This window comes from Floricoccus penangensis (assembly GCF_001832885.1).
Lineage (GTDB): Bacteria > Bacillota > Bacilli > Lactobacillales > Streptococcaceae > Floricoccus > Floricoccus penangensis.
Genome location: NZ_MKIQ01000006.1, coordinates 43,032 through 55,632 on the forward strand (window position 1 = coordinate 43,032; position 12,601 = coordinate 55,632).

The following is a 12,601-nucleotide window of genomic DNA, read 5'->3' on the forward strand; positions in this document are numbered from 1 at the left end:
ACGCTTTATTCAGAAAATTATATAATATTTCAAAAAAACTCCACAATTCCCCTTGATAAATTGTCAGAAAAATTGTAACATTATATAAAATTCAAAAAGGAGAATTTATAAATGCCAGTAACTATGTATTATGAAAACGATGTTAAAGAAAATGCTCTTGAAGGTAAAAAAATTGCAGTAATTGGATACGGAAGCCAAGGTCATGCCCATGCTCAAAATTTACGTGACAGTGGCCAAGATGTAATTATTGGTATCAGACCGGGTAAATCATTTGATAAAGCCAAAGATGATGGGTTTGATGTATATCCAGTAGCTGATGCAGTAGCTCAAGCTGATGTTGTAATGATTTTAGCACCAGATGAAATTCAGGGTGAACTTTATAAAAACGAAATTGAACCTAACTTAAAGGACGGAGTAGCAATTGGATTTGGTCATGGATTTAATATTCATTTTGGATTTATCCAACCACCAGAAACTGCTGATGTATTTATGTTAGCACCTAAGGGACCAGGACATCTTGTACGTCGTACATTTGAAGATGGATTTGGTGTTCCTGCATTGTTTGCTGTTTATCAAGATGCTACAGGTACAGCTCGCGATATTGCAATGGACTGGGGACGTGGTGTAGGTGCTGCGCGTGTTGGTATGCTTGAGACATCTTTCAGGGAAGAAACAGAAGAAGATTTATTTGGTGAACAGGCAGTTCTATGTGGTGGTGTAACAGCCCTAATTGAAGCAGGTTTTGAAGTGCTTACAGAGGCAGGTTATGCTCCAGAACTTGCATACTTTGAAGTATTGCATGAGATGAAACTGATCGTAGATCTATTCTATGAAGGTGGATTCAAGAAGATGCGTCAATCAATTTCAAATACAGCAGAATTTGGAGATTATACAGCTGGTCCACGTTTAATTACTGAACAAGTAAAAGATAATATGCGTGAAGTTCTTAAAGATATTCAATCAGGTAAATTTGCTCAAGAATTTATGGATGATCATAAAGCAGGTAATCCTAAGATGAAAGAATATCGTGAACGTGCAAAAAATCTAGAAATTGAAAAAGTAGGTGCAGAATTACGAGCTGCAATGCCATTTACTCAATCAGGTGATGAAGATGCCTTCAAGATTTATGAATAATAATTAGAAAGAACAGATGGAATTTACAGTAGATAGAATTTTAAGAGCCCAAGAGATACTAAAGGATGTTGTTTCTAGGACACCTCTTATAAAAGATCCATCCCTGTCTGAAAAATATCAAGCAAACATTTATCTTAAACAAGAAAATGTTCAGCTTGTACGCTCCTTTAAATTAAGAGGAGCGTTTTATGCTATTTCAAACCTACCAGCTGATAAATTAGCTAAGGGAGTTGTAGCAGCCAGTGCAGGGAACCATGCTCAAGGCGTTGCTTATACTTGTCATCAATTAAGAGCTCCAGCAACAATCTTTATGCCAACAACCACTCCACAACAAAAAATTACTCAAGTTAAATTTTTTGGGGGAGAACATGTGACTATAGCTCTTGTCGGTGATGCATTTGATGAATCAGCTAAAGCAGCTAAAGAATTTTCACAAGAACATGATATGACTTTTGTAGATCCCTTTGATGATTATGATGTTATTGCAGGGCAAGGAACAGTAGCTTATGAAATATTTGAAGATGCTAATAAAGAAAATGTAGCTATTGACTTTCTCCTATCAGCAGTTGGTGGTGGAGGATTGATTTCGGGTGTATCGACCTATGCAAAATCAGTTAGTCCAAGTACTAAGATTATTGGAGTAGAAGCTGCAGGTGCACCTAGCATGCAAGCAGCTTTTGACAAGGGACATCCAGTAAGATTAGAGAAAATTGATAAATTTGCTGATGGAATTGCAGTTCAACAAGTCGGTCAAAAAACCTATGAAATAGCTAGAAATAATGTAGATGAGCTAGTAACAGTTGATGAAGGGTTGATTGCTGGTACTATAATCGATCTTTATTCTAAACAGGGTATAGTTGTAGAACCAGCAGGTGCCGCAACTGTTGCAGCCTTGGATATAATTGCTGATCAAATAGAAGGTAAAAATGTAGTTTGTATCATCAGCGGAGGTAATAATGATATAAATCGCATGCCAGAAATTGAAGAAAGAAGTTTAGTTTATCAAGGACTGAAACATTACTTCATCATTAATTTTCCGCAAAGACCAGGAGCGTTACGTGAGTTCGTAAGTGATGTTCTAGGGGCCGGAGATGATATTACACGATTTGAATACATGAAGAAAGCAAATCGCGGTCAAGGACCAGCACTAGTTGGTGTCCTTCTAAGTGACAAGGAAGATTATGAAGCTCTTATATCACGAATGACTCAGTTTGATCCAACATTTATTGACTTAGAATCAAACAATAGCTTGTACAGTCTTTTAGTATAGAAAATCATAACGCGCGTGATTGCGTGTTTTTCTTTATTTACCAACAAATTTTTCAAAAGTGCTATAATTGCAATAAATAATAAAGGAGAAATCATGAAAATTTACGATCAACATTTACATTCAAACTTTTCTTTCGATTCAGAAGAAAATATCGAAAACTATTTTATAAGTAATGAAAATAATATTGTCACAACAGAGCACATGGATGTGGCAAATCCTGTAACTGGTAAAAATGATTTCCCAGATTATCCTAGCTATGATAAAAAAATCAGGGAATTAAATGAAAAATATAATAATCGTGCTTATAAGGGAATAGAAATTGGCTTTTTCCCAGAGAAGGAAGAAGAAACACTTAAATATCTCGATGGTAAGACATATGCCTTAAAACTATTGTCGGTTCACCACAATGGAAAATTTGATTTCATGGACGATATTGTGACTACCTTACCAGTCGATCAAGTGCTTGATGATTATTTTAATCGAATGATTCAGGCTTTGGAAAGTCATGTATCAGCAAACGTACTCGCCCATTTCGACTATGCTTTGCGTAAGCTAGATGTCACTCCAGAACAATTAGATTCTTATGCAAAAAAATATTTAGATAAAATAATTCACCTTACAGTGGGTAAAGAGATGTCGCTGGAATTAAATGCTAAAAGTATGTACCTTTATGGTAACGAGAAACTATACTCGTATATGGTTGAAAAGTATATTGGTTTGGGTGGCAGACTATTCACATTGGGGTCTGATGCTCATAGTCTTGATCAGTATGGTAATAAATTTGATAAAATGAGAGAATTTTTATTGAAGTATAAGATAAGCGAAGTTGCTGAATATACTAACGATTTAAAAATGCGACCTCTAAGATAAGAGACGAAAAAAATGAAATATATTAAAGATATTGAGAGTCCAGTAGGAACGCTAACTATAGCCAGTGATGGTCAATCTTTGACGGGACTTTGGATAAAAAATCAAAAATATTATGGGCTAGGTATAGATCAGTCATCTGAAAGTATTGACCTTCCTGTTTTTGCTGAGACAAAAAGGTGGTTAGATTTATACTTTTCAGGAGCCAATCCTAATTTTTGTCCACCACTAAATCCTAAAGGTACAGAATTTCGGCAAGAGGTATGGAAACTTTTGACTCAAATTCCTTATGGTCAAATAGTGACTTATGGTCAACTATCACAAATGATGAAAGACAATGGACTCAAATCCTCCCCTCAGTCAGTAGGTGGAGCAGTAGGACATAATCCAATATCAATTATAATTCCATGTCATCGTGTATTAGGTTCTGACAGAACACTGACAGGCTATGCTGGTGGTCTTGAGAATAAAATGAAGTTTTTGGATTTAGAGAATATTAGATATGAAAAATGATAATTAATAATAAAGTTAAACATTGTTTTAGGAGTTAAATATGATAATTGAAACTGAAAGAACGATTCTTCGACCATGGAATGATATCGACGCAGAAAGTTTATTTGAGTACGCTTCTGACCCGAGAATTGGCCCATCAGCTGGTTGGCCAGTACATGAAAGTGTAGAATATAGTCTTGAAAGTATTAGAAAATACTTGAGTGATGATTACACTTTTGCTATTACCTTGAAAGGTATTGACAAGGCTATTGGCTGCGTAAATCTGAAATTTGGTGAAGACTTGAAGTCATTTGCAGATGAAAATGATACGGAAATAGGTTGTTGGATTGGTGCTCCATTTTGGGGGCAAGGTTTGGTTCCTGAAGCAATCAATGCCTTGCTTGCCTTAGCTTTCAATGAACTTAAGAAAGATAATGTATGGTATGGTTACTTCATTGAAAATGACAAATCAAAGAGAGTACAAGAAAAATTGGGTTTCAAGTTTAGTCATATTGAAAACAATGCTTATGCCAAATTTCTAGATAAACATATAGATGAAGCTTTCTCAAAAATTAGGCGTGAAGATTGGTTAAATAGATAAAATAAAAAATAACTGTGAGGTAGATTAAATCTCACAGTTATTTTAACGTCATTATGCCACAAATCAGAATCGAACTGACGACCTTCACCTTACCATGGTGCTGCTCTACCGACTGAGCTATTGCGGCTTATGTTTTTATTATAGCAAATGTTGTTTCACTTGAAAATATGCCGTATATAAGTTTCTTTTACACTTTATTTGTGAAATAAAGTACTAAGAATATTGATATTTCAATAAAAAAGTATTAGAATATAACAATAGATATTAGGATTTTTTTTATTTTTAAATGTAAATGTCAGAATTTTAAGATAAATTTTGTCTAGAAAGAGAAATAAATTTATGATGTATTTAATAGCCTTAGTTCCAGCTTTTGCTTGGGGGTTAATTGGACTTGCTTTAGCTAAGACCAAAGCTAAGCCAGAGGAAGCAACTCTTGGATCTATGACAGGGTTCCTAATTTTTTCTACTGTTATCACTATATTTAGTGCAACTTTTATGTCGCCAGCCCTATTTGTCGTAGGATTTGCTAGCGGATTTCTGTTGTCGCTTGCAAATATCGGACAATTTGCTGCCATGACAGAGCTAGGAGTATCAAAAACAGTGCCTTTAGTTGCAGCACTTCAATTAATATTAAATTCTTTATTAGGTGCTTTCCTTTTTCATGAATGGACACAACCTATGCAATGGATACTTGGGATTGTTTCTATTATACTAGTAATTGCAGGAGCATCTTTGACAAGTTATCAAGAAGGTTCTGATAAAACAAAATCTAAAATTTCAACCAAAGGAATAATAAGCGTTTTAGTAGCAGGAGTTTTTGGAGGATTATATTCAGTACTGCCAAAAGCTTATCAATATTTTAATCATATTGAAGGTAACAGAGAATTTACAAATAGTTTATTATTACCTCAAGCAATTGGTGGTATGGTAGGTGCCTTGATTATCTATGCAGTAGTAAGCAAAAGTAATCCACTTACTGGTTTTAAGAAAATTCCAGTATGGAAATCTACTTCGATTGGATTTTTATGGGCAATCGGTAATATGTGTTTGATGATAGCATCAACCAGTTATCTGGGGCTTGCAACAGCCTTCACCTTCTCACAATTAAATCTGGTAATTGGAGGATTTAGTGGAATCTATTTACTTCATGAACACAAAACTAAAAAAGAGTTTAAATATTTTTTAGTTGGCATTATTTTAGTAGTTATTGGAGCTATAATTACTGCACTCATATAGATTTTTTATGACCATCTACATGTAGGTGGTTTTTTATGTTCTTTTTTTTGATATTCGTAAAAAATCACAATAAATTATTGTCAATTTCGATTTATAATGATAAAATAATCACATAAAATGATAGCGTTTTCAAAAAAATATATGGAGGATCAAAATGAAAGCAGCAGTAGTAGCTAAAGACAAAAAGGTAGATGTAGTTGAAAAAGAATTACGTCCATTAAATGCTAATGAAGCATTACTTAAGATGGAGTACTGTGGTGTATGCCATACAGATTTACACGTAAAAGATGGAGATTTTGGAGATGTTGAAGGGCGTGTTCTTGGACATGAGGGCATTGGTCGTGTAGTTGCAGTTGGTAATGATGTGACTAGCTTAAAAGTTGGCGATAGGGCTAGTGTTGCCTGGATGTATAATGCCTGTGGCCATTGTGAATACTGTGTAGAAGGTAATGAGACACTTTGCCGTAACGTACAAAATTCTGGATATAGCGTTGATGGAGGAATGGCTGAAGAATGTATTGTAGATGCCGACTACGCTGTTAAAGTTCCAGAGGATCTTGATCCAGCAGCAGCAAGCAGTGTTACCTGTGCTGGTGTAACAACTTACAAAGCAATTAAAGAATCAAACATCAGACCAGGTCAATGGATTGCAATTTATGGATTAGGTGGATTAGGAAACTTAGCTTTACAATATGCAAAAAATGTTTTCGGAGCTAAAGTTATTGGAATCGATACTAACGATGCACAATTAGAATTCGCCAAAGAATTTGGAGCTGATTTACTTATTAATCCACTTAAAGAAGATGCAGCTAAAGTGATTCAAGAAAAAGTTGGTGGAGCTCATGCAGCTGTAGTAACTGCCGTATCTAAGCAAGCATTTAACTCAGCAGTAGATGCAGTTAGAGCAGCTGGAACTATTGTAGCTGTAGGATTACCATCAGAAAGTATGGATTTAAATATTCCTCGTCTAGTTCTAGATGGAATTATTGTTAAAGGTTCGCTTGTGGGAACACGCCAAGATTTAGCAGAAGCTTTCCAATTTGCTGCCGAAGGAAAAGTTGTTCCAAAATACAAGACACGTAAAATTGAAGAAATAAATGATATCTTTGATGAAATGCTATCAGGTAAAATTCAAGGAAGAATGGTAATAGATTTTTCTGAAAAATAATAGATAACAAACCGGTATAAAGTTTATGCCGGTCTTTTAGTTTTCATTAAGTTTTTAAAGATATACTAACTTTACTCCTAAAAAAACAGCCTTAAATTTGCTGTAAAAACTTTTTCATAAATTAAACTCCTAAGTCTAGCTCTAGTAAAGTTAGACTTTTTTTGTTGATTATTATTAATTAATAAAATGAAATTTCTTTGACAAGTGCTGTAATGTGGTCAAAAACGAACAATTAGATGTGTAAAAGTAAAAATTTGTCGGATATTATAGATTTTTAAGAAAAAGATGATATAATTATCTCTGTTGAATGTCATAATGCTAATAAAAGAGCAATATGAATGTCGAATGTACATATTTTAAAGTAAAATCTTAGTTATCACTTATTTATACTTGGAATTGGCCAAGCGTTTCTACCGAACACCGGAATGTTCGACAATGAGTGAAAGTCGTCTTATCATTTTCGAATGGGCTAGCACACTTTCACATAAGTGGCTAGTTTTTATTTTGAAGAAAGATAGGAGAATAAGGAATAATGCAATTACTTGAAGAAAGAATTAAAGCTGATGGACGTGTTTTAGGAGATAGCGTTCTTAAAGTCGATAATTTTTTAACTCACCAAGTTGACTACAAGCTAATGAAGGAAATTGGAAAACAATTTGCTGAAACTTTTGCTGATGCAGGAATTACAAAGGTTGTTACTATTGAAGCAAGTGGTATCGCCCCAGCAGTATATGTAGCAGAAGCTCTTGATGTTCCTATGATTTTTGCAAAAAAATCAAAAAATATTACTATGAATGAAGAGTTACTTACTGCTGAAGTTTACTCATTTACAAAACAAATCACAAGTACTGTGTCAATTTCCCGTAAATTCTTGAGTCCTGATGATAAAGTTCTAATCATTGACGATTTCCTTGCAAACGGTCAAGCAGCTCTTGGTTTAATTAAAATAATTAAAGAAGTTGGAGCTGATATTGAGGGAGTTGGTATCGTAATTGAAAAATCTTTCCAAGATGGAAGAAAATCTCTTGAAGATGCTGGTTATAGAGTAGTATCTCTTGCTAGAGTTGCTAAGTTCGAAGATGGTCAAGTTGTCTTCGCACAAGCAGATGCATAAGGAGGGATAAATAAAATGGAATTTAATGAAAATAAAAATGGTCAAGCAGCTGTATTAGGTTTACAACATTTGCTTGCTATGTATTCAGGAAGTATTTTAGTTCCTATTCTTATTGCTGGTGCTTTAAACTATAGCCCTCAACAATTAACATATCTAATTTCAACTGATATTTTCATGTGTGGAGTTGCAACTTTCCTTCAATTACAACTTAACAAGTATTTTGGTATCGGTTTACCAGTAGTTTTAGGTGTAGCATTTCAGTCTGTAGCACCGCTTTCAATTATTGGAGCTAAGCACGGAGCTGGAGCAATGTTCGGTTCAGTAATTGCTTCAGGTATCTTTGTAGTATTAATTGCAGGGGTCTTTTCGAAAATTAGAAGTCTCTTTCCACCAATTGTTACAGGTAGCGTAATTACAACTATTGGTTTAACACTTATTCCAGTAGCTGTAGGTAACATGGGAGGAAATTCTGACGCACCAACAATGCAAAGTGTAATCCTTGCCTTTACAACAATATTTATCATTTTAGCAATTAATTATTTTTTCAAAGGATTCATCCGTTCAATCGCTATTCTTATTGGTTTAGTAGTTGGAACAATAATTGGAGGATTCTTCGGAGTAGTCGACACTAGTGCTTTAGCTAGCGCTCCATGGGTTCACGTACCAACTCCATTTTATTTCGGTAAACCAGTTTTTGAGTTATCAAGTATCATAATGATGTGTATTATCGCTTTAGTTTCTCTAGTTGAGTCAACAGGTGTATACTTTGCCCTTGCTGATATTACCGGTGAAGAGTTGACAGAAACACGTTTAAGAAATGGTTACCGCGCAGAAGGCTTAGCCGTTATCTTAGGTGGTATCTTCAATACCTTCCCATATACAGGTTTCTCACAAAACGTAGGACTTGTTCAACTTTCAGGTATCAGATCTCGTAAACCGATTTACTACACAGCAGCCTTTCTTGTAATTCTTGGTTTGCTTCCAAAGTTCGGAGCTCTTGCTCAGATGATTCCAGAACCAGTTCTCGGTGGAGGAATGCTCGTAATGTTTGGTATGGTAGCCCTTCAAGGTATCCGTATGCTTACACATATCGACTTCAAAAATAATGAACATAATTTATTAATCGCGGCAGTTTCGGTTGCTAGTGGAGTTGGATTTAACGGAACAAACCTTTTCCAATCTTTCCCACAAAATGCTCAAATGTTCCTAACAAACGGAATTGTAATTGCTGCAGTTGTCTCTATCGTCCTTAACCTTATCTTTAATTCAGGTAAGAATGATAAATAAAATAATATTGAATTAAGCAGATAAAGAAATTTATCTGTTTTTTACTTGCCTGACTAAGTTAAGAAATTCTTCAAAGTTCCTTAACTTTCTTCTATCTGAAACACTATTCAACTTACAAACCTATAAGTTTTTATAGCTAATAACTATAAGTGTGGATATGTTTATAGTCTATAATAATGATATAATGTTGCATAAAAAGAAAAGGGAGTCTTTTATGGTAAAGGATATAGAAACAATTTTGGCCCATACGGGTGTAAACTCAGATAAAGAGACTGGAGCATTGACCGCACCCTTACATTTTTCAACTACTTATCAGCATCCAGAGTTTGGTCAGTCAACAGGCTTCGACTACACTAGGACTAAAAATCCAACAAGAGCAACACTAGAAGAGACCTTGGCATTAATAGAATCTGGAAATTATGCACTTGCTACCTCAAGTGGTATGAGTGCAATTGTTCTTGCCTTTGAGATTTTTCCAGTTGGAGCAAAAGTAGTGTCAAGCCGTGACTTATACGGTGGTAGTTATAGGTGGTTCCAACAAAAAGAAGAAGAGGGAAGATTTAATTTTTACTATGTAAATAATCAAGCGGAGTTTGAAGCCGCTATTGATGATGCTACGGATATAGTCTATATTGAAAGCCCAACAAATCCACTAATGGTAGAAGTAGATATTGAAAAACTAGCAAAAATTGCCCATTCCCATGGAGCAAAGGTAATTGTCGATAATACTTTCTATACTCCAATTTATCAAAAACCATTAGAACTAGGTGCAGATATTGTTCTTCATTCAGCTACAAAGTATCTTTCAGGACATAATGACGTTTTGGCAGGAGCTGTGATTGTTAAAGAAGAAGAACTATATCAAAAATTGATTTTTAATCTTAATACGACTGGGGCTGTACTATCTCCATTTGATAGTTATTTGTTGATGCGAGGAATAAAAACTTTAGCCCTGCGTATGGAGAGATCAACTGAAAATGCACAAAAAATAGTTGATTTTTTAAGAACCAAAGAAGAGGTTGAAGAAGTCATCTATCCAGGTAAGGGTGGTATGATTAGTTTCAAAATTCATGATGCTAAAAAAATTCCTCATATTTTAAATAATCTTAAAGTTATTACTTTTGCTGAGAGTCTTGGTGGTGTAGAAAGTTTAATTACCTATCCAACAAGTCAGACACATGCTGATATTCCAGTAGAAATTAGAGAATCATATGGGCTAACAGATAACTTGCTCCGCTTATCAATTGGTATTGAATCAGTTAAGGATTTAATTGATGATTTAGATAAAGTATTAGATTAACTTATAGAAGAAAGGTAACTTATGTATAATTTTACTGATAAACCAAATAGATTAAATACTCATAGTATAAAGTGGGTGGAAACAGAAACTAATCCCGAGCTCTTGCCTTTATGGATTGCTGACATGGATTTTCAAGTGTTGCCTGAGATTAAAGAGGCTATTAAAAATTTTGCAGATTATGATGTTTATGGTTATTCTTACGCACCTGACAGTTTATATCAAGCAATAATAAACTGGGAGTCAAGTGAGCATGGATATAAAATTACTAAGGATGATATTACTTTTATAGATGGAGTTGTTCCAGGTATTTCAATAGCAATCCAAGCATATACAGAAGTTGGCGATGCTATTATAATAAATAGTCCGGTCTATCATCCTTTTGCCAGAACGATTAAACTTAATGAAAGAAAATTAGTTGCAAATTCCCTTTTGGAACATGACGGCCGATTTGAAATAGATTTTGAAAGACTCGAACAAGATATTGTAGAAAATGATGTGAAGCTTTATATTCTATGTAGTCCTCATAATCCTGGAGGACGCGTGTGGTCAAAAGAAGAGTTAGTTAAGATTGGTCAACTATGTAAAAAACATGGAGTAATTTTACTTGCTGATGAAATTCATCAGGATTTAGTTCTTTTTGGAAATACTCATCATTCTATAAATACCGTTAATCCTGATTTTTCTGATTTTACAGTTGTACTAACTGCTGCTACAAAAACGTTTAACATTGCTGGTACCAAAAATTCTTTTGCTATTATAGAAAATTCAGAGTTAAGAGAGGAATTTAGAGCTATTCAGCTAAGAAATAATCAGTCAGAAATTTCTACAATTGGCTATATTGCAACTGAAGTTGCTTATAACAATGGTTTGGAATGGTTGGAAGAATTAAAAGTTGTCTTAGAAGATAATATTAATTATTTAATAGAATACTTTAAAGTACATGCTCCCATCTTAAAAGTTATGAAGCCTCAAGGGACATATCTTTTATGGCTAGATTTTACAGAGTATGGATTAGACGATTTGGAATTACACAGATCATTAATGGAAGATGCAAAAGTGGAACTTAATCAAGGTATAGATTTTGGTCCAGAAGGACAAGCACATGCTAGGTTAAATGTCGCAGCTCCTTTAGAAATAATTAAGGAAGCTTGTAAACGCATTGCTGATACTCTTGCAAAGATTAAGTGATATCTGAGTTTATTTTTGAGTTTTTTTTGCTATAATTATCATAGAAATAATAGAGGAGACTTAAAATGGGAACTTTTCAAGTAATTGATCATCCACTTATTCAACACAAATTAACGATTATTCGTCAAACTAAGACTGGAACAAAAGAATTTCGCGAGATTGTAAACGAAATTGCTATGCTTATGGGATACGAAATCAGTAGAAATCTTCCACTAGAAGACGTTGAAATTGAAACACCTATAACTAAGACAGTTCAAAAACAACTAGCTGGTAAAAAACTTGCTATTGTACCTATTCTTCGTGCAGGTATTGGGATGGTTGATGGTATTTTAAGCTTGATTCCTGCTGCTAAAGTTGGACATATCGGAATGTACCGTGATGAAGAAACGCTTCAACCAGTAGAATACCTAGTGAAACTTCCTGAAGATATTGATCAACGTCAAATTTTTGTTGTTGACCCTATGCTTGCAACAGGTGGTTCAGCAATTCTTGCTATTGATAGTTTGAAAAAACGTGGAGCAACAAATATAAAATTTGTATGTTTAGTTTCAGCACCAGAGGGTGTGAAAGCTCTGCAAGAAGCACATCCAGATATTGATATTTATACTGCAGCTCTTGATGATCATTTGAATGAACATGGATATATTGTTCCTGGTCTTGGAGATGCTGGAGATCGTTTATTCGGTACAAAATAAATACTACTTGTCAGTAAATATATTAGATTATATTAAAAAATAAAATTACAAAAATACGAACTATAAAAATATCGAGTTGAACAAATTCGATATATAGTTCGTATTTTATTTTAAAATTACCTCAATGTTTAAATTTTAAAAAGTAAAAATCGAACTAAGTAGTATTGAGAAGTGAAAAGATTAAAAATAAGATTGTTAAAAATTTAAAAAAGTTATTGACAAACAAATGTGGGGATGATAAGATAATAA

Annotated in this window: 12 protein-coding genes, 1 tRNA gene and 1 riboswitch; of the genes, 12 read left to right on the forward strand and 1 reads right to left on the reverse strand. The window is 34.1% G+C overall.

Annotated features, from left to right (window positions below; all coding sequences use genetic code 11):
• The first annotated feature begins 111 nt into the window (after positions 1-111).
• From ilvC to BG262_RS03060, 5 genes are all read left to right on the forward strand, one after another.
• Positions 112-1,134 carry a ketol-acid reductoisomerase gene (gene ilvC / locus BG262_RS03040; protein WP_070787430.1) on the forward strand — a complete coding sequence of 341 codons (1,023 nt, stop codon included), beginning with the start codon at positions 112-114 and terminating at the stop codon, positions 1,132-1,134.
• A gap of 16 nt (positions 1,135-1,150) precedes the next feature.
• Positions 1,151-2,404, forward strand: a complete 1,254-nt coding sequence (gene ilvA, locus BG262_RS03045) for a threonine ammonia-lyase IlvA (protein WP_070787431.1) — start codon at positions 1,151-1,153, stop codon at positions 2,402-2,404.
• A gap of 93 nt (positions 2,405-2,497) precedes the next feature.
• Positions 2,498-3,274 carry a PHP domain-containing protein gene (locus BG262_RS03050; RefSeq protein WP_070787432.1) on the forward strand — a complete coding sequence of 259 codons (777 nt, stop codon included), beginning with the start codon at positions 2,498-2,500 and terminating at the stop codon, positions 3,272-3,274.
• 12 nt (positions 3,275-3,286) lie between these two features.
• Positions 3,287-3,784, forward strand: coding sequence for a methylated-DNA--[protein]-cysteine S-methyltransferase (locus tag BG262_RS03055; RefSeq protein ID WP_070787433.1), 498 nt, complete (start codon positions 3,287-3,289; stop codon positions 3,782-3,784).
• 40 nt (positions 3,785-3,824) lie between these two features.
• Positions 3,825-4,364: a GNAT family N-acetyltransferase gene (locus BG262_RS03060; protein WP_070787434.1), complete on the forward strand. Its 540-nt coding sequence runs from the start codon at positions 3,825-3,827 to the stop codon at positions 4,362-4,364.
• Positions 4,365-4,418: 54 nt separating this feature from the next.
• Here BG262_RS03060 and BG262_RS03065 read toward each other — a convergent pair.
• Positions 4,419-4,491 (reverse strand) — tRNA-Thr (locus tag BG262_RS03065).
• Positions 4,492-4,703: 212 nt separating this feature from the next.
• Between BG262_RS03065 and BG262_RS03070 the strand changes: the two genes are divergently transcribed.
• The 7 genes from BG262_RS03070 (at position 4,704) to upp (ending at position 12,352) form a co-directional block, all read left to right on the forward strand.
• Entirely contained in the window at positions 4,704-5,600 is an 897-nt protein-coding gene (locus tag BG262_RS03070) for a GRP family sugar transporter (RefSeq protein ID WP_070787435.1), read from the forward strand.
• Between the two features lie 154 nt (positions 5,601-5,754).
• On the forward strand, positions 5,755-6,768 hold the full coding sequence (gene adhP / locus BG262_RS03075; protein ID WP_070787436.1) for an alcohol dehydrogenase AdhP: 1,014 nt from the start codon (positions 5,755-5,757) through the stop codon (positions 6,766-6,768).
• Between the two features lie 360 nt (positions 6,769-7,128).
• A riboswitch (purine riboswitch) is annotated at positions 7,129-7,224 on the forward strand.
• 76 nt (positions 7,225-7,300) lie between these two features.
• Complete coding sequence (locus tag BG262_RS03080) at positions 7,301-7,882, forward strand: xanthine phosphoribosyltransferase (RefSeq protein WP_070787437.1); 582 nt, start codon at positions 7,301-7,303, stop codon at positions 7,880-7,882.
• Positions 7,883-7,897: 15 nt separating this feature from the next.
• Entirely contained in the window at positions 7,898-9,169 is a 1,272-nt protein-coding gene (locus BG262_RS03085) for a nucleobase:cation symporter-2 family protein (RefSeq protein WP_070787438.1), read from the forward strand.
• A 214-nt stretch (positions 9,170-9,383) separates the two neighbouring features.
• Positions 9,384-10,469 carry a cystathionine gamma-synthase gene (locus BG262_RS03090; RefSeq protein ID WP_070787439.1) on the forward strand — a complete coding sequence of 362 codons (1,086 nt, stop codon included), beginning with the start codon at positions 9,384-9,386 and terminating at the stop codon, positions 10,467-10,469.
• A gap of 21 nt (positions 10,470-10,490) precedes the next feature.
• The gene (locus BG262_RS03095; RefSeq protein ID WP_070787440.1) at positions 10,491-11,657 is read left to right on the forward strand and encodes a MalY/PatB family protein; all 1,167 of its coding nucleotides are present in this window, start codon (positions 10,491-10,493) and stop codon (positions 11,655-11,657) included.
• Positions 11,658-11,722: 65 nt separating this feature from the next.
• Complete coding sequence (gene upp, locus BG262_RS03100; protein WP_070787441.1) at positions 11,723-12,352, forward strand: uracil phosphoribosyltransferase; 630 nt, start codon at positions 11,723-11,725, stop codon at positions 12,350-12,352.
• Positions 12,353-12,601 lie beyond the last annotated feature (249 nt).